This window comes from Jiangella alkaliphila (assembly GCF_900105925.1).
GTDB classification, from domain to species: Bacteria; Actinomycetota; Actinomycetes; order Jiangellales; family Jiangellaceae; genus Jiangella; species Jiangella alkaliphila.
In genome coordinates, this window is record NZ_LT629791.1 from 1,646,281 (window position 1) to 1,667,540 (window position 21,260).

Sequence of the window (21,260 nt, forward strand, 5' to 3'; positions counted from 1 at the left end):
ATCAGGTGAGGAACGCTCATGCTCGACCATCTCGCGGCCTTCGTCGTACGCCGTGCCCGGGCCGTTCTCGCGGTCGCCGCCGTCGTCCTCGTGGCGGCCGGCGTCGTCGGCGCGGGCGCGTTCGGGCAGCTGCAGTCGGAAGGCTTCACCGACCCCGCGGCCGAGTCCGTCGCGGCCGACGAGCTGATGGCGGCCGCCGGCGGCCAGGCCGACCTGGTGCTGGTGGCCACCGCCGGGTCCGGCACCGTCGACGACGCCGAGCCCGCCGGCCTGGTGCTGACGGAGCGGCTCGCGGCCGAGCCGGGCGTCGCCGACGCGCGGTCCTACTGGACGACCGGCGCGCCGTCGCTGCGGTCGGCGGACGGGACGCAGGCGCTGGTGCTGGTGACGCTGGCCGACCCGGACTCCGACGACGCCGCGGCGGTCGCCGACGAGTACCGCGGCGAGCAGGACGGCCTGACGGTCGTCGCCGGCGGCCCGGCCGTCGCCGAGGACGAGGTGGTCGAGCAGGTCGGCGCCGACCTGCTGGTGGCCGAGGCGATCGCCGTCCCGCTCATCCTCGTGCTGCTGGTGTTCGCGTTCGGCAGCATCGTCGCGGCGCTGCTGCCGCTGGCCATCGGCGCGGTGGCGATCGTTGGGACGTTCGCCGAGCTGGCCGTGCTGGGGGCCAACACCGACGTCTCGGTGTTCGCGATCAACCTGACGACGGCGCTCGGCCTGGGCCTGGCCATCGACTACGCGCTGCTGGTGGTCGGCCGGTTCCGCGAGGAGCTGGCGCACGACGGCGACGTCGAGGCCGCGGTCGTGCGGACGGTGCGCACCGCGGGGCGGGCGGTCGTGTTCAGCGGGCTGGCGGTCGCGGCGGCGCTGGCCGCGCTGCTGGTGTTCCCGATGTACTTCCTGCGCTCGTTCGCCTACGCGGGCATCGGTGTCGTGCTGATCTCCGTCGTCGCCGTCCTGACGGTGCTCCCCGCGCTGCTCGCCGTGCTGGGCCGCCGCGTCGACGCCGGACGGGTGCCGTGGACCCGGGGTGCCCGCAGCGCCGAGGCGCCGTTCTGGGGCCGGCTCGCGGCCGGGGTCATGCGCCGTCCCGCTCTCGCCGTGCTGCCGGTGGCCGGAGTGCTGCTGGCGCTGGCCGCGCCGGTGCTCGGCGTCACGTTCGGGATGCCGGACGACCGCGTGCTGCCGACGTCGGCCGACAGCCGGCAGGTCGGCGACGCGCTGCGCGACGACTTCCCGGCCGGCGAGGCCACGGCGCTCGACGTGGTGACCACCGGGCCGGTCGACGACGCGGCGCTGTCCGCGTACTCGGCCCGGCTGTCCGAGCTGCCCGGCGTCGAGCGGGTCGACGTGGCCATGCCCGGCCCCGAGCACGCGCTGCTGGCCGTCGTCACCGCTGCCGACCCGACGTCGGGGGCCGCCCGCGACCTCGTCCGCGACGTCCGTGCGGTGCCGCCGCCGGACGGGGTGGACGCGCTGGTCGGCGGCGCGAGCGCGCAACTGGTCGACACCCTGGACGCGATCGGCGGCGGGCTGCCGGTGGCCGCCGGGATGATCGTGGTGACGACGTTCGTGATCCTGTTCCTGTTCACCGGCAGCGTCGTGCAGCCGATCCGGGCGCTGCTGTCGAACGTGCTCGTGCTGGCCGCGACGTTCGGCGTGCTGGTGATGATCTTCCAGGAGGGCGCGCTGTCGTCGGTGCTCGGCTTCACGGCGGCGCCACTGAACACCGCGATGATCCTGCTGCTGTTCTGCATCGTGTTCGGGCTCTCGATGGACTACGAGGTGTTCGTCATGAGCCGCATCCGCGAGCAGGTCGAGGCGGGCGCCAGCGTCCACGACGCCACCGTCACCGGGCTGGCCCGCACCGGCCGCATCGTGACGACGGCCGCGGCGCTGCTCGCGGTCTCGTTCTTCGCGTTCGTTACCGGGCAGGTCAGCTTCCTGCAGTTGTTCGGTCTGGGCTGCGGGTTGGCCATCCTGCTGGACGCGACGGTGGTCCGCGGGGTCCTCGTGCCGGCCTCAATGCGGCTGCTCGGACGGCACGCTTGGTACGCGCCGCCGCTGCTGCGCCGGCTGCACGCGCGGGTCGGGCTGAGCGAGGCCTGAGGCGGTCGGCGATGATGGACCGGTGATCGCCGCCGTGCCGCTGGCCAATCCGTGGATCGAGCTGGAGCCGCTGACGTCCGGACATCTGGACGAGCTGACCGCCGCCGTGTCCGAGCCCGACGAGCTGTTCCGCTGGGTGTACAGCTGGCGGCCCGGCCCGTCCGGGCTGGTCGACCCGCTGGAACGGACGCTGGCGGCGGTCGCGCGTGGCGACGTCGCCGCCTGGGCGATCCGGCGCCGCGCCGACGGCCGGGTCGTCGGGTCGACGTCGTACCTCGACATCGACGAGGCGAACGAGCGGGTCGAGGTGGGCTCGACCTGGATCGGGCCGGCCTGGTGGCGCACCGAGGTCAACACGGCGACGAAGCTGCTGGTCATCGGGCACGCGTTCGAGACCCTGGGGCTGGAGCGGGTCGCGTTGAAGACCGACCACCGCAACGTCCGGTCGCAGCGCGCCATCGAGCGGCTGGGCGCGGTGCGCGAGGGCGTGCTGCGCCACCACATGCGCCGCCCCGACGGCAGCCGGCGCGACACCGTCTACTACTCGATCCTCAGCGCCGAGTGGCCGGCCGTGCGCGACCGGCTGGCGGCGGCCTTGGCCGGTCCTGAGTGAGGCTGCGGAGCTTGGACTTGACCCGCACCCTCGCGGCCCCGGGCGCTATCAGGGGACCGGGGGGCGACGGTTTGCACTCGCGTAGCGAGTACCTCACTCGCGTGCGGACCGTTTGGTGGCCGGATCGGTGCCGGGTGCGGTCCTGCAGCGGGTGAGGTGTACCAGTGACGCGTGAGGTCGCCGTCGTCGATGGGGGCGGTCGTCCTCGATGTCGGTGACCGTCCTCTGTGGGACTCGAGGACGTGTTTTGCCATCGAGGACGACCGTTGGGGTCGAGGCAGAGCGCCGGGATCGAGGCTGACTGGATGAGTTCCCGCGAACGGCGCAAGTCGGGCGTACTGATCGTGCGGGCTGTGCCCGCTCTTCCCCCGTCGCGCTGATAGCGCCTTGTGCCGCGGCAAAGACTATGGGCAGATGGGGTCGGCCAACTCAGCGAACGCCCCGGGGAACGCGGTGAGCGCCGCCCTCGGCTGAGCCGGGTCAGCCGACCAGGCGGGCGCGCAGCGCGGCGGTCTCGTCGGCGGTCCAGCCGTGCAGCTGGAGCCAGCCGGTGGGACCGCCGAACTCGGTGTCGACGAAGTCGAGGAACGTGTCCATCGACTCGGCGCGGGGCAGGTTCTCGTGGTTGGGCCGGCCCTCGAGATCGGCGGCGTAGGTGGCCGTCGCCTTGAGCCGGCTCATGATGGCGTCGATGCGCTCGCCGGTCTGGACGTAGTCGTCGACGACGGCCTGCCGGTCGACACCGACGACCGAGAGGGCCAGCGCGCACACGACGCCGGTGCGGTCCTTGCCCGCCGCGCAGTGCACCAGCGTGGACCCGTCGGACGTCGTCATGGTGCGCAGCGCGGCCACGACGTTGCCGGGCCGGTGCCGCAGGTAGTTGGTGTAGTAGACGCCGGAGTTCACCCAGATGGCGTCGTCGCCGTCCTTGCCGGTCCACGGCAGCACGCTGTCGGCCTCGACGTCGGTGGCGTGGCCGACCTCGGGGTAGAGCGACAGGTGGTGGACGGTGACGTCGGGCACGCGGGTCAGCGGACCCGGACCCTCGGAGGTGACCTCGTGGGTCGTGCGCAGGTCGACGACGTCGCGCAGGCCGTGCTCGCCGGTGAGCCGGTCGATGTCGTCGTCGATGAGGTCCTGCAGGTTGTCAGAGCGCAGCACCTGGCCGAACCGGGTGACGCGACCGTCAGTGGTGGGTAGCCCGCCGAGGTCGCGGACATTGACCGCGCCGACGAGGTCGATCCATCGTTCGCTCATCGCCTGTCACGCTAACCGATCGCTGTGCTCGTCCAGCACGCCGACCAGACGGTGGACATGGCCGGGCGCGGCCGACGCGGCCACCACGACCGAGCCGGGCACGGTCAGCGCCGGGTCGAGCGGGCGGACGGCCACGCCCGCGACCGGCTCGTCCGGAAGCAGGTCCGCGTACAGCGCGGCCCAGGTCGCAGGCCCGGAACCCACTTCGATCAGTGTGTGCTCCACCGCGCCGGCCGACCGGCCGGGCAACGGCTCGAACCCGGCGGAGCGGCACGCGCCGAGCACGACGTCGAGCAGGAGTGAGTCGCAGCCGTGGACCGGCAGCCGGGCGGGCAGGCCGGCCAGCTGCTCGAGCCGGACGCCGTCCTGGCCGGCCGCCGCCGGGTGGCCGGCCGGCAGCGCGACGTGGACGGGCGTGCGCCACAGCTCGATGGTGTCCAGGCCCGGGCTCGACGGGACACCGCGGACCAGGCACAGGTCGAGCGTTCCGCGGCGCAGCGCCTCCAGCTGGTCCGCCGTCGGGCGATAGTCGATCTCGATGGTCAGGCCCGGTTCGTCGCGGCGCAGGGCGTCGAGGGCGTGGCGCAGCCGCCGGTCCAGGCCGGGAGCGGTGCCGACGCGGATCACGTCCGCCGGCCGGCCGGACAGCCCGGCGGCGACGGCGGTGGCGTTGTCGGCCGCGGCCAGCACGGATCGCGCCTCGTCGAGCATCCGCATGCCGTCGGCGGTGAGCTGGACCCGTCGTGACGTGCGATCGAACAGCCGCACGCCCAGCTCCCGCTCCAGCCGGCCGACCTGCTGGCTCTCCCTCGGGTCGATCGATCACCAAGCGTGATCGCTGCAGAGAACAACCGCGCCTTGGTCGCCCGCGTTCCCGCGCCTTGACTCGGGGAAGCGACGGAAGGGAGAACTGACATGCGCGTAGGACTCTGGCTGGAGGACGAGGGCCGGACGCTGACGCAGATCACCGAGCTGGCGGCGACGGCGGCCCGGTCCGGCTACTCGTCGGTGTGGCTCAGCGAACGCGGCGGCTGGGATCCGTTGACGGTTCTGGCGGCGGTCGGCGCGGCTGTTCCGGAGGTCGGGCTCGGCACGTCGATCGTCCGCAGCTACCCGAGGCACCCGCTGACGCTGGCCGCGCAGGCGCTGTCGGCACAGGCCGTGACCGGTGGCCGCCTGCTGCTCGGCGTCGGCCCGGGACCGGGACCGGCCGTCGAGGCGCAGTACGGCTATTCCTACGAGGCGCCGGTGCGGCACCTGCGCGAGTACCTGTCCGCGTTGCGTCCACTCCTGCGCGGCGAGCCGGTCGCCTACCGGGGCGAGCAGCTGACGGCGGCCGGCCAGGTCGCCGTGGCCGGAGCTGCCGCGCCGCCGGTGTTCCTCTCCGCGCTCGGGCCGGCGATGCTGCGGCTCACCGGCGAGCTGGCCGACGGCACGTTGACGACCTGGGCCGGACCCCGTTCCATCGGCGAGCACATCGTGCCGGTGCTCACCGACGCCGCGAAGGCAGCGGGCCGGGCCGTGCCCGTGGTGATCGCGGGCTGCTGCGTCAGCGTCACCGCCGACCCCGACGGCACGCGCAGCTGGGTGGACGAGCGCTACGGCGCCGCCGCCGGCCTGCCGAGCTACCGGCGCCAGCTCGACCGCGAGCGGGCCAGGACGCCGGCCGACACCGTGATCGCCGGCGACGAGGAGACGGTCGCACGGGAGCTGCGGCGGCTGGTCGACGCGGGCGCCGGTGAGGTGCAGGTCATCCCGGTCGGGCCCGACGCCGACCAGATCCGGACGGTGGAGGTGGCGGCGCGACTGGCCCGATAGGGTCGGCGTCCGTGAAGGTACTCGTCATCGGTTCCGGTGCGCGCGAGCACGCCCTGGTGCGCTGCCTGCTGCGCGATCCCGAGGTCTCCGAGGTGCACGCCGCGCCGGGCAACGCGGGCATCGCCGCCGACGTCGCCGTCCACTCCGTCGTCGCCGACCAGCCCGAGGCGGTGGCCGACCTCGCCGCCCGGCTGGGCACCGACCTCGTCGTGGTGGGTCCGGAGGTGCCGCTGGTCGCGGGCGTCACCGACGCCGTGAAGGCGCGCGGCATCGCCTGCTTCGGGCCGTCCGGGCGGGCGGCCAAGCTGGAGGGGTCGAAGGCCTTCGCGAAGGACGTCATGGCCGCGGCCGAGGTGCCCACCGCCATGGCCGTGGTCTGCGAGACCCGGGCCGAGGCCGAGGCCGCGCTGGACCGCTTCGGCGCGCCGTACGTCGTCAAGGACGACGGGCTGGCCGCCGGCAAGGGGGTCGTCGTCACCGACGACCGCGCGGCCGCGCTGGAGCACGCCGTGGCCTGCGGCCGCGTCGTCATCGAGGAGTACCTCGACGGGCCGGAGGTGTCGCTGTTCTGCGTCACCGACGGCCGGGTCGCGGTCCCGCTCACCCCGGCACAGGACTTCAAGCGCGCCTACGACGGCGACGAGGGCCCCAACACCGGCGGCATGGGCGCCTACACCCCGCTGCCGTGGGCGCCGGACGACCTCGTCGGCGACGTCATGGCGCGCGTCGTCCAGCCGACCATCGACGAGATGCTGCGCCGCGGCATCCCGTTCGCCGGACTCCTGTACGCCGGGCTCGCGCTGACCTCGCGCGGCGTGCGCGTGGTCGAGTTCAACGCCCGGTTCGGCGACCCCGAGACGCAGGCCGTGCTGGCCCGGCTGCGGTCCGGGCTCGGCGGGCTGCTGCGCGCCGCGGCGACCGGCGGGCTCGCGCAGCACCCCGAGCCGGTGTGGCAGGACGGCGCCGCGGTCACCGTCGTCATCGCCGCGAACGGCTACCCGGCGGCGCCGCGCACCGGCGACCCGATCGGCGGGCTGGCCGAGGCGGGCGCCGTCAAGGGCGTCGAGGTGCTGCACGCCGGCACCCGGCTGGCTCCCGACGGCACCGTGGTGTCCAGCGGCGGCCGCGTGCTGTCGGTCACCGCGACGGGCGAGGACATCGACGAGGCACGAGCCCGCGCGTACGAGGCGGCCGGGCACATCACCCTCGACGGGAGCCACTACCGCACCGACATCGCGTTGCGGCCCCGATGAGGGCGGGACGTCCGGCGCGCTACGTCGCGGGGCTGCCGCAGCCGCCGCGCACGCTCGTGATGGGCGTCGTGAACGTGACGCCCGACTCGTTCTCCGACGGCGGCTTCTGGTTCGAGCCCGGCGACGCGATCGAGCACGGACTCCAGCTGATCGAGCAGGGCGCCGACCTCGTCGACGTCGGCGGTGAGTCGACCCGGCCCGGCGCCGCGCGTCCGTCGCCGGACGAGGAGCGGCGCCGGGTGCTGCCGGTCATCCGCGAGCTCGCCGCCGCGGGCGCGGTCGTCTCCGTCGACACCATGCGCGCGGAGGTGGCCGCGCCCGCGCTGGAGGCCGGCGCGCGGCTGGTCAACGACGTGTCCGGCGGGCTGGCCGACCCCGGCATGCTGCGGGTCGTCGCTGACGCGGGCGTGCCGGTCGTGCTGATGCACTGGCGCGGGCACTCCGACCACATGCAGGAGCAGGCGGTCTACACCGACGTCGTCGCCGACGTGCTGGCCGAACTGCGCCCGCGCGTCGACGCCGCCCTGGACGCCGGCGTGCGGCCGGAACACATCGCCGTCGACCCCGGGCTCGGGTTCGCCAAGACGTGGGACCACAACTGGACGCTGCTGGCTCGGCTGGGCGAGCTGAACGGGCTGGGGCTGCCGGTGCTCGTCGCCGCGTCGCGCAAGACGTTCCTGGGCGAGCTGCTGGCCGATCCGTCGACCGGTGAGCGACGTCCGCCGGCCGGCCGCGACGCCGCCACCGACGCGCTGTCGACCACCATCGCGCTGGCCGGCGCCTGGTGCGTCCGGGTGCACACCGTCCCCGCGACGCTCGACGCGGTGCGGGTGGCGGCCCGGCTGGCGCGAGGGTGACACCGTCGTGGGGAATCCCACCCCGGGCGGGGAGGCGGTGCGCCGGGGCGGGCGACTAGTGTCGTGCCGTGCCTGACCGTATCGAGCTGCGCGGCCTGACCGCGCGCGGAAACCATGGCTGGTTCGACCACGAACGGGCGAACGGCCAGCTGTTCCGCGTCGACCTCGCGTTGAGCGTCGATACCCGTGCGGCGGCTGGCAGCGACGACCTGACCGACACCGTGGACTATGGCAGTCTTGCTCAGCGGGTGGTCGGCCTCGTCTCGGGGGAGCCGGTCAGACTGGTCGAGACGCTCGCCCAGCGCATCGCGGACCTCTGCCTGGACGATCCCAGGGTTGAGGCGGCGGAAGTGACCGTGCACAAGCCGGAGGCGCCGATGACGGTGCCTTTCGACGACGTGACCGTGACGATTCGAAGGGCCCGAACGTGACCAATGTCCCCAACCCCAACGTCGTCGACGCCGACACGCTGACCGGTGACCTGCGTCCTCTGCGCCGTACGGCGTTCGCACTGGGAAGCAACCTGGGCGACCGGCTCGACTTCCTCCAGGCGGCCGTCGACACCCTCACCGACTCCTCCGAGATCGTGCCGGTCGCGGTGTCGCCGGTGTACGAGTCCGAGCCGGTCGACACCCCCGACGGGTCGCCGAAGTTCCTCAACGCCGTCCTCGTCGTCGACACCACGCTGTCGCCGCGCTCGCTGATGGAGCGGGCGCAGTCGACCGAGACCGCCTACGGCCGCACCCGCGGCGAGCCGAACGCTCCCCGCACGCTCGACATCGACGTGCTCGCCGTCGGCGACGTCACGTCCGACGACGACGATCTGCGCGTGCCGCACCCGCGGCTGGCCGAACGGGCCTTCGTGCTCGTCCCGTGGGCCGACGTCGACCCCGAGTTCAGCGTGCCCGGCATGGGCCGCGTCCTCGAGCTCAGCTCCGCCGTCGACGCCACCGGCGTGCGGCGGTTGGAGGAGTCGCTCGAGATCCCGGCCTGACGCCCGCGGTGCAGAGGACGAAGATCGGATCGCTGATCTGGGTCGCCCTGGTGGCGGTCCCGATCGGCTGGTCGATCGGCCGGGTGGTCGACGCCGTGTCGGGCGCGCTCCCGCCGATCCCGTGGGTACTGCCGCTGCTGCTGCTCTTCCTGGCCATCGGCATGCTCGCCGGTGCCCGGGCGGTGCGCGGCTGGATCACCGAGCGGCGCTTCGACAGCCGCATCGACGCGCTCCGGGTGGCCCGCTCGGTCGCCCTGGCGAAGGCGTCGGCCTACTTCGGCGCCCTCCTGGTCGGCGTCTACGCGGGGCTCGGGGCGCTGGCCCTGGGCGTGCTGGACTCGCCGATGGGCCGCAACCGCGCGATCCTCTCCGCCGTCGTCGTCGCGGCCTCGGTCGTCCTGACGATCGCCGCCGTCCGCCTCGAACGCGCCGGCGAGGTCCCGCCGCCTCCTGAGGACGAGAACGGCGGAGCCTACCCGGCTTAGCCGGCGCGCGCCAGGAACCGCGTCAGCAACGCCGTCACCTCGGCCGGGCGCTCGACCGGCGGCAGGTGGCCGGTGTCGTCGAGGTCGATCCGGCGCGCGCCCGCGATGCCGTCGGCGAGCAGGCCGGACACGTCCTGGATGTACGGCAGGTCGGCGCGGCCGTTGACGACCAGCGTCGGCTGCGTGACGTCGGCCAGCCGCCCCTTCGCTGGCGGGTCGGCCGCCAACTCGGTGTGCGCCGGCCCGGTCCAGTCACGCTCGAACACCAGCCGGCACATGCGGAGCATGTGTTTCCACACGTCCGGGTCGAGGTCGGACGGCTCCCGTCCCGGCCCGACGGCGCTGAGCCGCAGCTGTACCTCGGCCATCGCGGCGACGTCCGCCGGGTCGACCGTCGCGGCCGTGTGCTCGCGGTAGGCCTGCAGCCGGTCGGCCGGCAGCACGGCCAGGATCCGCTCACGGGCGAGGGCGCCCATCTCCGGCGGCCACTCGTGTCCGGACAGCCCCGACGCGATCAGCGCCAGCGACGTCACCCGCTCCGGCGCCGCCAACGCGACGTCGAGGGCGTACGCGCCGCCCATCGAGGAGCCGGCCAGCGCCGCCCGCTCGATGCCGAGCGCGTCCAGCAGCGCGAGCAGGTCGGCGTGGTGGGCGACGTCCCCGGCGGCCGGGCCGGACTCGCCGTACCCGCGACGGTCGTAGCGCACCACCCGGTGCCGCTCGGCGAGAGCGGCGAACTGGTGGTCCCACATGCGCCGGTCGGTCAGGCCGCCGTGCACGAGCACCACCACGGGCCCGGCCCCGGTGTCGTCGTAGGCGAGGTCGGCACCGTTGGCGCGCACGGTCGGCATCGGCCCAGCCTGCCATGGTGAAAGCGGGACGGAAGTTCCCGGTGTGGCGCGGCGTGTGAAGTCCGATTCGCGCCGTACAAGAAGGTACGGTGACGCCCATGGCCTCCGTTCGACACCGCCGCCGTCTCACCGCTGTTCGTCTGCTCGCCGTCGCCGCGCCTGCGACGGCGATCGTGCTGACGGTAGGCGCCCTGGTCCTCGAGGGGCCGTGGCCGCGCATCGCGGCCGCCGTTGGCGCCGTCGCGGCGGCGGTGCTGGGTGGGTTCGTGCTCCGGCTGGAGCGACGGCTGCGGGTCGAGGTGGCCACGGTCCGCGCCGAGCAGGCGGCGGAGTACTCCGAGGCGCACGCCCGCTACAGCGAGGAGCACCGCGAGTTCACCGACCACATGGTCGGCCTGCTCGACGTCGCGTCCGAGCGCATCGACGTCATGCGGTCCAAGCTGGACCTGCTGGAGGCCGAGATCGCGGCGGCGCGCAGCGCCCGCCCGGGTGCGTCCACCCCGAGCGTCGAGCTGGCCCGGCTGGCCGAGGGCGCCGAGTGGAACGACCTGTGGCCAGACCTCTCCGAGGCCCCGACGGTGGTCGACCTCATCAAGTGGGAGGACAAGAACACCGAGCTGCTGCCCGAGGCCGACCGCACGAAGAAGTCCGCCCCGGCGCCGCGCCAGGAGCGCAGCGCCTGAGCCGGCGGTACCGTCAGGCGTTCTGCACCGTCTCGAGCACCACCTCGGCACGGGCGACGTCATTGGCCTCGGCCTCGACGGACCGGCGCAGCGCCGTGTGCAGCGTCGCCGGGGTCAGCACGCCCACGTAGCGGTCGGCGTCGTCGAGGACGGCGATCCAGCCGGCGTTCCATTGCAGCATCTCCGCGAACGCCACCTTGAGCGAGTCGTCGAGCTGCACCCACGCCTCCATGCGCCGCGCGTGGTCGCGCACGGTCCCGGCGCCCTTCAGCATGTCGTGGCCCACCCAACCGGCCAGGCCGCCGTCGCCGTCGAGCACGACCGCCCACCGCCCGTCACCCAGGGCGGCGGCGGCCTTGGCGAGGTCGTCGTCGACGCGGACCACCGGCGGGTGCTCGAGGTCGGCCGGCGTGATGGCGGTGACGGAGAGCCGCTTGAGGCCGCGGTCGGCGCCCACGAAGTCGGCCACGAAGTCCGTCGCCGGGATGCCGAGGATGGCCGCCGGCGTGTCGAACTGCTCCAGCAGGCCGCCCTGCTTGAACACCGCGATGCGGTCGCCCAGCCGGACCGCCTCCTCGATGTCGTGCGTGACGAACAGGATGGTCTTGCGGACGTCGTCCTGCAGCCGCAGGAACTCGTCCTGCAACTGCCCGCGGACCACGGGGTCGACGGCGCTGAACGGCTCGTCCATGAGAAGGACGGGAGGGTCGACGGCAAGGGCGCGGGCCACGCCGACGCGCTGGCGCTGGCCGCCGGACAGCTCGTGCGGGTACCGCTTGCCGTGCACCGCGGGGTCGAGGCCGACCAGCTCCATCAGTTCGCGGGCCCGCTCGTGGCGGCGCGAGCGCTTCCAGCCGACCAGCTCGGGCACGACGGCGATGTTCTCCTCGATGCTGCGGTGCGGGAACAGCCCGACGTTCTGGATGACGTAGCCGATGCCGCGGCGCAGCGCGACCGGGTCGGCGTCGGTGACGTCGACGCCGTCGACGACGATGCGCCCGCCGGTCGGCTCGACCAGCCGGTTGACCATCTTCATCGTGGTCGTCTTGCCACAGCCGGACGGCCCGACCAGGACCACCAGCTCGCCGCGCTGGACCTCGAGCGTCAGCTCCTGCACCGCGACGGTGCCGTCGGGGTACTGCTTGGAGACGCGGTCGAGACGAATCATCGGTTCTTCGGTAGCGTCAGCGGAATGGCGCTCTTCGGGCCCGTTCATACCGCAACCCTGACCGACAGTTGCCTCGTACGCAACGACTGGGTGTGTGGCGAGTACGTCAGAACCCGGCGTGAGGACATCACCGACGCGCTCGTCCAGCACGTCACCATCACCGTGGTCTCCATCGTCATCGGCTTCGCCGTCGCGTTGGTGCTGGCCGTGCTCGCCCGCCGGTTCGGCTGGCTGCGCGGCACGATCCTCGGCACGTCGACGGCGCTGTACACGCTGCCGTCACTGGCGTTGTTCTCGCTGCTGCTGCCGTTCACCGGCATCTCCACCACGACGGTCGTGGTCGGGCTGGTGCTGTACTCGCTGACGATCCTGGTCCGCGGCATCCTGGCCGGACTGGACTCCGTACCGGCCGATGTCCGCGAGGCTGCCGTGGGCATGGGCTACGACGGCTTCCGGCTGCTGCGCAAGGTGGAGCTGCCGCTGGCGCTACCAGCGATATTCGCGTCGCTGCGGGTGGCGACGGTGTCGACCGTCGCGCTGACGACTGTCGGCTTCATCGTCAACCACGGCGGCCTGGGCAACCTCATCAACCGCGGCCTGAGCAGCAACTTCCACGCCGAGGTGCTGACGGCGTCGGTGCTCTGCGTGGTCCTGGCGCTGATCGCCGACGCGTTGCTACTCGGGCTGCAACGCTGGCTCACACCCTGGCGCCGGACGGTGACGGCATGAACGGGCTGCTGGACGGCCTGTCGTGGCTCTTCGACGGCGAGAACTGGTCGGGTCCGGCCGGGGTGGGCACCCGGCTGGTGGAGCACGTCTGGATCAGCGGGGTGGCGGTGCTGATCGCCTGCGCCATCGCGCTGCCGATCGGGCTGTGGCTCGGGCACCTGGGCCGCGGCGGCACGCTGGCCATCAACATCAGCAACATCGGCCGGGCGGTGCCCACGTTCGCGATTCTGGCGTTGATCTACCTGACGCCGCTCGGGCTGTCGGTCTGGACGACGATCATCTCGCTGGTGCTGTTCGGCATCCCGCCGATCCTCACCAACGCCTACGTCGGCATGCGCGAGGTCGACCGCGACGCCGTCGAGGCCGCCCGCGGCATGGGCATGAGCGGCGGCCAACTGCTGCGCGGTGTCGAGCTGCCGCTGGCCATCCCGCTGGTCATGGGCGGCATCCGCCTGGCGACGGTGCAGATCGTGGCGACGGCGACGTTGGCGGCGGTCATCTCCGGCCCGGGCCTCGGACGCATCATCACCAGCGGGTTCGGCCGCCAAGACACGCCGCAGGTCATCGGCGGTGCGATCATCGTCGGGCTGCTGGCACTGGTGATCGAGGGACTGATGGCGTGGCTGCAGCGGGCGGTCGACCCGATGCGCCGGGCGCGGCGGCGCCGGGCGAGACCGGATCGTGACCCGGGAATGCCGCTGATCGGCGACGAGGTTGTCAGTGGCGCGTAGTTGACTGATTCCACGCGGGCGCTATGAGGGTGCTCGCCGGACACGCGTGCTGGGCCTGATGCCCCGGCACGGGACACAGAAGGTGACACCGGTGAATGTCATGACCATGCGGAGACGAGCGACCGTGCTGGCGGCCGCGGCCGGCCTGGCGCTGTCGCTGACAGCCTGCGGCGGCGACGACGACCCGTTCGAGGAGGGTGACGGCGACTCGACGGCCACCGACGGTGGTGGCGGCGGCGACCTCACCGTCGGCGGCGCCAACTTCACCGAAATGGTGATCATGCAGGAGATGTACGCGGCGCTGCTCGAGGACGCCGGCTACACCGTCGACATCCAATCCGTCGACGCACGCGAGATCTACGAGCCGGCGCTGGAGAGCGGCGAGATCGACGTCGTGCCCGAGTACTTGGCCACCTTCGCCGAGTTCCTCAACGGTGCCATCAACGGCCCGGACGCTCCGTCCAGCGCGCCCATCGCGACGTCGGACGCGCAGGAGACCGTCGACGCGGCGCGGCCGCTGGCCGAGGAGCGCGGGCTGACCATCCTCGACCCGGCGGAGGCGGCCAGCCAGAACGCGTTCGCCGTCACCCAGGAGTTCGCCGACGAGAACGGCCTCACCACGCTGTCGGACCTCGGCGCGCTGGGCCAGCCCATCACGCTGGCGGCGGTCGAGGAGTGCCCCGACCGGCCGTTCTGCGAGCCGGGGCTGGAGTCGGTCTACGGCATCGACATCGTCGACCCGCCGCTGGCCACCGGGTTCAGCACCAGCGAGACGAAGACGGCGGTCCAGCGCGGCGACGCGCAGCTCGGCCTGGTCGGCACCACCGACGGCACGCTCGAGCAGTTCGGCCTGGTCACGCTGGAGGACGACCAGGGCCTGCAGGCCGCCGACAACCTCGTGCCGGTCATCAACACCGAGTCCGCCGGTGACCCGGCCATCGCCGAGGTGCTCAACCAGCTGGCCGAGGTGCTCACCACCGACGACCTCGCGATGATGAACGCCCAGGTCGACGCCGAGCGGCAGCAGGCGCCCGACGTCGCGCGGGCCTACCTCGAGGACCAGGGGCTGCTCTGACCTCCGTCAGCGCACTCGACGTCCTCGACTGGCGGCGCCGGGTCCACGCGCTCTACGCCCGGGTGCGGGCCGAGAGCGAGACGGACCCGGCGGCGGCCCACGAGCTGTGGGCCGCGGGCCGCGACGAGCTGGTCCGCAGCCATCCCGCGTCACCCGTCGCGCCCGAGCGGCGCGACGGGTACGCGGGGCTGCGGCACCGCCCGTACGACGCCGGCCTGCGGTTCGTGCTGCCGGTCGACCCCGACGTCGAGCCCCAGCGGCTCGAGGTGCCGACCGCCACCGACGGCATCGTGCCGTTCGAGCTGGTGGGCCGGCTGCACCTGCCCATGGGCGACCTCGACGTGTGGTGGCTCGACTCCTACGGCGGCGGAGTGTTCGTGCCCATCAAGGACGCGTCGGCGGGACAGGCGACGTACGGCGGCGGGCGCTACCTGCTCGACACCGTCAAGGGCGCCGACCTCGGCGGCTCGGTCCACGAGGGCCTTGTCATCGACCTCAACTTCGCCTACAACCCGTCCTGCGCCTACGACCCCGCCTGGACCTGCCCGCTGGCGCCGCCCGGCAACAACCTGGGCGTCGAGGTCGCGGCCGGCGAGCTGGTCCCGTCCGCCCACTGACCGTCACCGCGACAGGTACGCTCGCCGTCGGGCACCGTCATGACGTCGACTACCGAGGTGAATGAATGCGTGCTCGCGCGTTGGCCGGAGGCGCCGTCGCGGCCCTGCTGCTGTCCGGCTGCGGGGGCGGTGAGCGCGACGAGCCGACCGGCCTCGCCGCGTCCACCGACGCCGGCCAGACCGCTGACCAGACCGGCGACCAAGGCGGGACGCCCGAGCCGGACGACGGGGCGGGCGAGTCGGGCACGACGACCGGCGAACCGGACGACGAGTCCGGCGAGGCGGCCAACCAGGGCGAGGACTGGACCCTCGACATCGGCGGGCAGCCGCCCGAGGCGCCGGCCGACCTCGCCGTCTACGAGGCCTACCTGGAGTACTGGCGGGCCGACCTCGAGGCGCTGGCCATCCCGGACCCCGCCTACCAGCCGTTCCTCGATCTGGTCGTCGACCCGCAGCGGCAGCGCGTTGTGGAGTCGCTGGAGCGCATGGCCGCCGACGGCGTGCGCACCATCGGCACCATGAGCATCGAGCCGTTGGTGGTCTCGGTGAGCGGCCCGATCGCAGCCATCCAGGACTGCCTCGACGCTCGTGAGACCTATGACGTGGACGACTCCGGTGCCGAGGTGCCCGACGGGCGCGGCGGGCAGGCGGCGGTCGTGGTGCAGCTCGCGCAGCAGGGCGGCGCCTGGCTGGTCAGCGACGTCCAGGAATCCGATCATGACTGCGCTTGACAAGTGATGAAATGCCGGTCACGGTAGGCTTCCGGTACGGGCACACGCGAGGCGACTTCGACAGGAGACGACGGTGCGACGCGTTTGCATGCCCCTTCTCGTGGGCCTGACCGCCGGAGCGCTGGGCCTGCTGGCCGCGGCGCCCGCGCAGGCCGACATCACCGATGACCAGGTCGGCGGCGACGCCGGCGACGGCCAGCTGACCGCGGTCGCGGTCTCGCTCAGCGGCAACGGCCTGGGCGGTGGCGACGGCTCCGACGGCGGCGGGGGCGGGGTCTCGGTCAGCGTCCAGGTCCCCTCGCCGTGCTGGTGGGAGATCATGGAGTTCGCCACCGGTGAGTGGATCTACCAGGAGTGGGGCCAGAACTACGACGAGCTCGACGACCCCGTCGGGCCGGGGTACGACCCCGGCTTCGTCTACCCGCCGCTGGAGGAGATCGAGGCGCACCGCGATGAGCCGGGGCACTGGGCATTCGGCACGCTGCTGAACCAAGGCGACAGCTTCGAGGCGGCCAGTGAGTGCTTCGACCAGCTGGTCGCGGCCAACGGTGGTGCACATGCGATCTGGGTCGCCGAAGGCGACACACCGCCGCAGCCGCCGACTCCGCCGGTGCCGCCGGAGCTGCTGGCTGAGGTCGCGTTCGAGCACCTGGACATCCCGGTGCCCGACACCCTGCGCAGCCCGGCCGCCGACTCCTACGTCAACCTGCCCACCTGGTTCTGGGTGCAGCCGGGCGACGGCCCGCGCGACGGCTTCGTCCCGCTGGAGGTCACCGCGACGGCCGGCGACAACTCGGCCACCGTGGTCGCCGACCCCGACCGCCTCACGGTGCGCTCCTCGGCCGGAGTGACGGCGGCCTGCTCGCCGGAGCAGGCGCGTCGGTCGTACGCCAGCGACCTGCCCGACTCCGCCGGCTGCAGCCTGGTGCACACGCGATCGTCGGCGACGGTGCCGGGGCTCGCCTACGCCGTCACGGCCACCGGTGCGTACGTCGCGTCGTGGTCGGGCCAGGAGGACGGCGCCCCGGTGGCGGGCGGCAGCCTGGGCGCGGTGACGTCGCCGGCCGCCGAGATCGCGCTGCCGGTCGCGGAGGTCCAGACGATCGTCGTCGACTGAGCCTCGGCGATCGGCGGCGAGCCGCGGGGTAGCCTCGACGCCGTGGACCAGGATGAGCTCTTCGCGCCGCCCGGCGAGGCCTGGCAGCAGGTGTCGCGCAAGCTCGTCGACCTGCGCCGGCTGGTGCTGCTGATCACCGTCACCGTCGTCACCGCCGCCGTCGCGGTGGTGCTCGGGCTGATCTTCGGGCTGCCGGGTGTGCTTCCGGTCCTCGGGGCCGCGCTGATCGCGCTGGTGTGGGGGCTGTGGCTGATCCCGCGCAACTGGCGCGCCTGGGGCTACGCGGAGCGGCTCGACGACCTGCTGGTCACCCACGGCGTCATGTACCGCCGCCTGACGGTGGTGCCGTACGGCCGCATGCAGTTCGTCGACGTCGCGTCGGGGCCGCTGGAGCGGCGCTACGGGCTGGCCACCGTCCAGCTGCACACCGCCTCGCCGGCCACCGACGCGAAGATCCCCGGCCTGCCGGCCGCCGAGGCCGCGCGGCTGCGCGATCGGCTGTCGGCGCTGGGTGAGGCGCAGGCGGCCGGTCTGTGACCACGTCGGGAAGCGAGGCCGAGGGCGCCAAGGCCGCCAAGGCCGCGCGGGTCGACCCGACGCCCGAGCACTTCCGGCGGCTGCACCCGCTGACCCCGCTGCTGCGCGGCTGGGGCTTCCTGGCGGTCGCCATCGGCATCGGCGGGCAGGACGCGCTGCGCTCCGGCGAGCTGGGCCGGTTCGGCCTCACCGCGCTCGCCTTCGCCGTCGTCGGCATGATCGCCGGGCTGCTGTCGTGGTGGTACACCCGGTACGGCTTCGACGGCGACGCGTTGCGGATCGACTCCGGCATGCTGAACCGACGGTCCCGCCGGGTCCGGCTGGACCGCCTGCAGGCCGTCGACATCAACCGCCCGCTGGCCGGGCGGCTGCTCGGCGTCTCGGAGCTGCGGCTGGAGGTGGCCGGCGGCGGCAAGGCCGAGGCGCCGCTGCAGTACCTCGCCGTCGACGACGCGGTCCGGCTGCGGGCCGAGCTGCTGGCCCGGGCCGCCGGCATCGACGCCGACACGCCGGAGGCGCCGGAGCGGGTGGTGCATCAGGTGCCGCTGGACCGGCTGGTGTGGTCGACGGTGCTGTCGGGCGCGTTCGTCGCCGGCGCGGTGTTCATCGTCGGCATCGGCATTGCGTTCCTCTTCTACCGCGACAGCGACATCACCGTCGGCGTGCTGTCGTCGATGCTGCCAGGCATCATCGCCATCGGCGCCGCGCTGTGGGCGCAGCTGGGCCGCAACTTCGCCTTCGTCCTGGCCGAGTCGCCCGACGGCTACCGCATCCGCAAGGGCCTGCTCGACACCCAGGCCCAGACCGTCCCACCCGGCCGGGTGCAGGGAGTAGCCATGCGCCAGCCGTTGTTGTGGAGAGGGAAGGGCTGGGTGCGGCTCGACGTCGACGTCGCCGGCTACAGCGGTGAGTCGTCCGACGACAGCCAGCGGACGTCCACGCTGCTCCCAGTGGCCACGTACGAGGAGGCGGCCGAGGTGTTGCGGCACGTGCTACCGGGCTCCGACCCGCTGTCGGTGCCGCTGACGCACGCCCCGCGGCCGGCCCGCTGGCTGCGTCCGTTCGGCTGGAAGAAGCTGGCCTACGGCGTCGACGAGCACGTCGTCGTCGTGCGCGAGGGCGTGCTGTACCGCAACCTCACCACCGTCCCGCACGCGAAGACGCAGAGCGTGCGGATCGTGCAGGGGCCGCTGCAGCGACGGCTCGGGCTGGCGTCGGTGCACGTCGACACCACCCCCGGACCGGTCGACGCGGTCATCGCGCACCGGCTGCCCGCCGAGGCCCGTCTCATCGCCGAGGAGCAGGCCGAACGGGCTCGACTGGCACGCAAGACCGATGTTCCAGAACAATGGATGGCGAGGTACCGGCAGCAGTCGGTACCCCGACCCGACGGCCACGCCGACGGTGACGGCCCCCCGGCCGCATCGAGCGAGCGAGACCAGGAGTGAACGCGTGTTCCGCACCATGATGAAGGGCAAGATCCACCGCGCCACCGTGACGCAGGCCGACCTGCACTACGTGGGATCGGTCACGGTCGACGAGGACCTCCTCGACGCCGCCGACCTGCTGCCCGGTGAACAGGTCGACATCGTCGACATCACCAACGGCGCCCGGCTCACCACGTACGTCATCCCCGGTCAGCGGGGCTCCGGCGTCATCGGCATCAACGGCGCCGCCGCCCGGCTCGTGCAGCCCGGCGACCTCGTCATCCTGATCAGCTACGGCCTGGTCGACGACGCCGAGGCACGCGGGTTCCAGCCGCGGGTGGTGCACGTCGACGCCGCCAACCGCGTCGTCGCGACCGGCGCCGACCCCGCCGAGCCGGTGCCCGGCGCGGCCGCCCAGGTGCGCGGCGACACCGTCGCCGCCGGCTGACCCCGAGCCGACGCGCCAGGGGCTGCCGCACGCCGTCACAGCACGCGAGGCATGATGGGCCGGTGCCTCACGACGACGAAGCCGACACCCCCCGGAAGATCGCCGACCGCTACGTCGAGACCATCGCCGACCTGAACCCGATCGTCGGGACGGCGCTCGGTATCAGGCCCGGCGTCGACGCGATGCCCGACTACTCGCCGGACGGCAAGGACGCCGTGGCCGACGCCGCCAGGGCCACGCTGGGCGAGCTGGACGCCGCCGAGCGGGCCGCCGCGTCCAACGGCGGCCTGCCGGTCGAGGAGCGCCGGGCCGCGCGGCTGCTGCGCGAACGGCTGACCGCGTCGCTGGCGCTGCACGACGCCGGCGAGGGCCTGCGCGAGCTGAGCAACCTGTTCTCGCCGGTGCAGTCGCTGCGGTCGGTCTTCCTGATGATGCCGTCCGACACCGACGACGACTGGGCGGTCATCGGCCGGCGGCTGCGCAACATCCCGGCCGCCGCGGCCGGCTTCCGCGCCTCCCTGGAGGAGGGTGACCGGCGCGGCCTGTACGCGGCCCCGCGCCAGGTCGGCACCGTCCTCGAGCAGCTCGACACCTGGCTCGCGGCCGACTGGTACACGTCGTTCGTCGCCAAGGGACCCGACGCGCAGTGCGACGAGCTGTCCGCCGCGGCCACCCAGGCCGGCGCCGGCCTGGCCGAGCTGCGCGACTACCTCGCCACCACCTACGCGCCGGCCGCCGAGGGCACGCCCGACGCGTTCGGGCGCGAGCGCTACGCGGTCGCCGCCCGCTACTGGACCGGGTCCGAGCTGGACCTCGAGGACGCCTACGCCTACGGCTGGTCTGAGTTCCACCGCATCGGCGACGAGATGAAGCGGGCCGCCGACGCCGTCCTGCCGGGGCACACGCCGCTGGCCGTCATGCGCCACCTCGACGAGCACGGCGAGGCGATCGAGGGCGTCGACGAGGTCCGCGACTGGCTGCAGGGCCTGATGGACCGCGCGATGACCGACCTCGACGGCATCCACGTCGACCTCGCCGAGCCGATCAAGCACGTCGAGGCCATGATCGCCCCGCCGGGCAGCGCCGCGGCGCCGTACTACACGCGTCCGTCGCTGGACTTCAGCCGGCCCGGCCGCACCTGGCTGCCGACGCTGGGCGAGACCCGGTTCCCGGTATGGGGGCTGGTCAGCACCTGGTACCACGAGGGTGTGCCGGGCCACCACCTGCAGCTGGCCCAGTGGGTGCACGTCGCGGACCAGTTGTCGCGCTACCAGGTGAGCCTCGGCTCGGTCAGCGCGATGACCGAGGGCTGGGCGCTCTACGCCGAGCGGCTCATGGACGAGCTGGGCTACCTCACCGACCCGCCGATCCGCCTCGGCTACCTCGACGCGCAGATCATGCGGGCGATCCGCGTCATCATCGACCTCGGCATGCACCTGCGGCTGCGCATCCCGAACAGCGAGACGTTCCACCCCGGCGAGGTGTGGACGCCGGAGCTGGGGCGCGAGTTCTTCGGCGCCTTCAACGGCCGCGACCCGGCCTTCATCGACTCCGAGATCGTCCGGTACCTGGGCGCGCCGGGGCAGGCCATCGGCTACAAGCTCGGCGAGCGGGCGTGGCTGGCCGGCCGCGACGCCGCGCGGGCGGCGCGCGGCGCGGACTTCGACCTCAAGGCGTGGCACATGGCCGCGCTCTCGATGGGCGCACTGGGCCTGGACGACCTCACCGACGAGCTGGCCCGGCTCCCGTGACGGACTGAC

At 73.3% G+C, this 21,260-nt stretch carries 23 protein-coding genes; 19 read left to right on the plus strand and 4 right to left on the minus strand.

The features are described from left to right. The first annotated feature begins 18 nt into the window (after window positions 1-18). Both BLV05_RS07665 and BLV05_RS07670 read left to right on the plus strand, forming a co-directional pair. Window positions 19-2,109, plus strand: a complete 2,091-nt coding sequence (locus tag BLV05_RS07665) for an MMPL family transporter (RefSeq protein WP_046767908.1) — start codon at window positions 19-21, stop codon at window positions 2,107-2,109. 22 nt (window positions 2,110-2,131) lie between these two features. Further along, the gene (locus BLV05_RS07670; RefSeq protein WP_152690658.1) at window positions 2,132-2,722 is read left to right on the plus strand and encodes a GNAT family N-acetyltransferase; all 591 of its coding nucleotides are present in this window, start codon (window positions 2,132-2,134) and stop codon (window positions 2,720-2,722) included. A gap of 480 nt (window positions 2,723-3,202) precedes the next feature. Here the strand turns inward: BLV05_RS07670 and BLV05_RS07675 are convergent, their stop codons facing one another. After that, window positions 3,203-3,979, minus strand: a complete 777-nt coding sequence (locus BLV05_RS07675) for a tyrosine-protein phosphatase (protein WP_046767909.1) — start codon at window positions 3,977-3,979, stop codon at window positions 3,203-3,205. Window positions 3,980-3,985: 6 nt separating this feature from the next. After that, window positions 3,986-4,798, minus strand: coding sequence for a LysR family transcriptional regulator (locus BLV05_RS37590; protein WP_046767910.1), 813 nt, complete (start codon window positions 4,796-4,798; stop codon window positions 3,986-3,988). A gap of 96 nt (window positions 4,799-4,894) precedes the next feature. On the opposite strand from BLV05_RS37590, the gene BLV05_RS07685 reads away from it, so the two are divergent. From BLV05_RS07685 to BLV05_RS07710, 6 genes are all read left to right on the plus strand, one after another. Further along, the gene (locus BLV05_RS07685; RefSeq protein WP_046767911.1) at window positions 4,895-5,797 is read left to right on the plus strand and encodes a TIGR03564 family F420-dependent LLM class oxidoreductase; all 903 of its coding nucleotides are present in this window, start codon (window positions 4,895-4,897) and stop codon (window positions 5,795-5,797) included. A gap of 11 nt (window positions 5,798-5,808) precedes the next feature. After that, complete coding sequence (gene purD, locus BLV05_RS07690; RefSeq protein ID WP_046767912.1) at window positions 5,809-7,050, plus strand: phosphoribosylamine--glycine ligase; 1,242 nt, start codon at window positions 5,809-5,811, stop codon at window positions 7,048-7,050. Then, window positions 7,047-7,907 (plus strand): dihydropteroate synthase, encoded by an 861-nt coding sequence (gene folP, locus BLV05_RS07695; protein WP_046767913.1) that lies wholly within the window; start codon window positions 7,047-7,049, stop codon window positions 7,905-7,907. Before purD ends, folP begins: the two co-directional genes overlap by 4 nt. 68 nt (window positions 7,908-7,975) lie before the next feature. Further along, a complete protein-coding gene (gene folB / locus BLV05_RS07700) occupies window positions 7,976-8,338 on the plus strand; it encodes a dihydroneopterin aldolase (RefSeq protein ID WP_046767914.1) in 363 nt (120 codons plus the stop codon). After that, window positions 8,335-8,901, plus strand: a complete 567-nt coding sequence (gene folK, locus BLV05_RS07705; protein WP_046767915.1) for a 2-amino-4-hydroxy-6-hydroxymethyldihydropteridine diphosphokinase — start codon at window positions 8,335-8,337, stop codon at window positions 8,899-8,901. Before folB ends, folK begins: the two co-directional genes overlap by 4 nt. An 8-nt stretch (window positions 8,902-8,909) precedes the next feature. After that, window positions 8,910-9,386 carry a DUF3180 domain-containing protein gene (locus BLV05_RS07710; protein ID WP_052762305.1) on the plus strand — a complete coding sequence of 159 codons (477 nt, stop codon included), beginning with the start codon at window positions 8,910-8,912 and terminating at the stop codon, window positions 9,384-9,386. Here BLV05_RS07710 and BLV05_RS07715 read toward each other — a convergent pair. Then, window positions 9,383-10,237, minus strand: a complete 855-nt coding sequence (locus tag BLV05_RS07715; RefSeq protein WP_046767916.1) for an alpha/beta fold hydrolase — start codon at window positions 10,235-10,237, stop codon at window positions 9,383-9,385. The genes BLV05_RS07710 and BLV05_RS07715 overlap by 4 nt on opposite strands. 98 nt (window positions 10,238-10,335) lie before the next feature. Here BLV05_RS07715 and BLV05_RS07720 point away from each other — a divergent pair, with 98 nt between their 5' ends. Next, on the plus strand, window positions 10,336-10,920 hold the full coding sequence (locus BLV05_RS07720) for a hypothetical protein (protein ID WP_046767917.1): 585 nt from the start codon (window positions 10,336-10,338) through the stop codon (window positions 10,918-10,920). A gap of 13 nt (window positions 10,921-10,933) precedes the next feature. Here BLV05_RS07720 and BLV05_RS07725 read toward each other — a convergent pair whose 3' ends face one another. Next, window positions 10,934-12,088, minus strand: a complete 1,155-nt coding sequence (locus BLV05_RS07725) for an ABC transporter ATP-binding protein (RefSeq protein ID WP_046767918.1) — start codon at window positions 12,086-12,088, stop codon at window positions 10,934-10,936. A gap of 24 nt (window positions 12,089-12,112) precedes the next feature. On the opposite strand from BLV05_RS07725, the gene BLV05_RS07730 reads away from it, so the two are divergent. The 10 genes from BLV05_RS07730 to BLV05_RS07775 all read left to right on the plus strand — a co-directional run bounded on the left by BLV05_RS07730 (window position 12,113) and on the right by BLV05_RS07775 (window position 21,251). After that, window positions 12,113-12,817 (plus strand): ABC transporter permease, encoded by a 705-nt coding sequence (locus BLV05_RS07730; protein WP_046767919.1) that lies wholly within the window; start codon window positions 12,113-12,115, stop codon window positions 12,815-12,817. Further along, window positions 12,814-13,548, plus strand: a complete 735-nt coding sequence (locus tag BLV05_RS07735) for an ABC transporter permease (RefSeq protein ID WP_046767920.1) — start codon at window positions 12,814-12,816, stop codon at window positions 13,546-13,548. Before BLV05_RS07730 ends, BLV05_RS07735 begins: the two co-directional genes overlap by 4 nt. A 106-nt stretch (window positions 13,549-13,654) precedes the next feature. Next, window positions 13,655-14,623, plus strand: coding sequence for an ABC transporter substrate-binding protein (locus BLV05_RS07740; protein WP_046767999.1), 969 nt, complete (start codon window positions 13,655-13,657; stop codon window positions 14,621-14,623). Then, the gene (locus BLV05_RS07745; protein ID WP_046767921.1) at window positions 14,620-15,240 is read left to right on the plus strand and encodes a DUF1684 domain-containing protein; all 621 of its coding nucleotides are present in this window, start codon (window positions 14,620-14,622) and stop codon (window positions 15,238-15,240) included. The genes BLV05_RS07740 and BLV05_RS07745 overlap by 4 nt, the downstream gene beginning before the upstream one ends. Window positions 15,241-15,305: 65 nt before the next feature. Continuing rightward, window positions 15,306-15,971 (plus strand): hypothetical protein, encoded by a 666-nt coding sequence (locus BLV05_RS07750; protein ID WP_152690659.1) that lies wholly within the window; start codon window positions 15,306-15,308, stop codon window positions 15,969-15,971. Window positions 15,972-16,059: 88 nt separating this feature from the next. After that, window positions 16,060-17,088 (plus strand): hypothetical protein, encoded by a 1,029-nt coding sequence (locus BLV05_RS07755; protein WP_152690660.1) that lies wholly within the window; start codon window positions 16,060-16,062, stop codon window positions 17,086-17,088. Between the two features lie 42 nt (window positions 17,089-17,130). Further along, the gene (locus tag BLV05_RS07760; RefSeq protein WP_046767924.1) at window positions 17,131-17,625 is read left to right on the plus strand and encodes a PH domain-containing protein; all 495 of its coding nucleotides are present in this window, start codon (window positions 17,131-17,133) and stop codon (window positions 17,623-17,625) included. After that, entirely contained in the window at window positions 17,622-19,073 is a 1,452-nt protein-coding gene (locus tag BLV05_RS07765) for a PH domain-containing protein (protein WP_052762306.1), read from the plus strand. The genes BLV05_RS07760 and BLV05_RS07765 overlap by 4 nt, the downstream gene beginning before the upstream one ends. A gap of 4 nt (window positions 19,074-19,077) precedes the next feature. After that, a complete protein-coding gene (gene panD / locus BLV05_RS07770; RefSeq protein ID WP_046767925.1) occupies window positions 19,078-19,500 on the plus strand; it encodes an aspartate 1-decarboxylase in 423 nt (140 codons plus the stop codon). Between the two features lie 62 nt (window positions 19,501-19,562). Further along, complete coding sequence (locus tag BLV05_RS07775) at window positions 19,563-21,251, plus strand: DUF885 domain-containing protein (protein ID WP_046767926.1); 1,689 nt, start codon at window positions 19,563-19,565, stop codon at window positions 21,249-21,251. The last annotated feature ends 9 nt before the right edge of the window (window positions 21,252-21,260 follow it).

Excerpts from the sequence above, each read along its gene's own strand:
- BLV05_RS07665 (WP_046767908.1), top strand. The coding sequence starts at position 19 with ATGCTCGACCATCTCGCGGCCTTCGTCGTACGCCGTGCCCGGGCCGTT.
- BLV05_RS07675 (WP_046767909.1), bottom strand. The coding sequence starts at position 3,979 with ATGAGCGAACGATGGATCGACCTCGTCGGCGCGGTCAATGTCCGCGAC.
- BLV05_RS07685 (WP_046767911.1), top strand. The coding sequence starts at position 4,895 with ATGCGCGTAGGACTCTGGCTGGAGGACGAGGGCCGGACGCTGACGCAG.
- folP (WP_046767913.1), top strand. The coding sequence starts at position 7,047 with ATGAGGGCGGGACGTCCGGCGCGCTACGTCGCGGGGCTGCCGCAGCCG.
- BLV05_RS07715 (WP_046767916.1), bottom strand. The coding sequence starts at position 10,237 with ATGCCGACCGTGCGCGCCAACGGTGCCGACCTCGCCTACGACGACACC.
- BLV05_RS07720 (WP_046767917.1), top strand. The coding sequence starts at position 10,336 with ATGGCCTCCGTTCGACACCGCCGCCGTCTCACCGCTGTTCGTCTGCTC.
- BLV05_RS07725 (WP_046767918.1), bottom strand. The coding sequence starts at position 12,088 with ATGATTCGTCTCGACCGCGTCTCCAAGCAGTACCCCGACGGCACCGTC.
- BLV05_RS07730 (WP_046767919.1), top strand. The coding sequence starts at position 12,113 with ATGGCGCTCTTCGGGCCCGTTCATACCGCAACCCTGACCGACAGTTGC.
- BLV05_RS07735 (WP_046767920.1), top strand. The coding sequence starts at position 12,814 with ATGAACGGGCTGCTGGACGGCCTGTCGTGGCTCTTCGACGGCGAGAAC.
- BLV05_RS07740 (WP_046767999.1), top strand. The coding sequence starts at position 13,655 with ATGCGGAGACGAGCGACCGTGCTGGCGGCCGCGGCCGGCCTGGCGCTG.
- BLV05_RS07750 (WP_152690659.1), top strand. The coding sequence starts at position 15,306 with ATGCGTGCTCGCGCGTTGGCCGGAGGCGCCGTCGCGGCCCTGCTGCTG.
- BLV05_RS07755 (WP_152690660.1), top strand. The coding sequence starts at position 16,060 with ATGCCCCTTCTCGTGGGCCTGACCGCCGGAGCGCTGGGCCTGCTGGCC.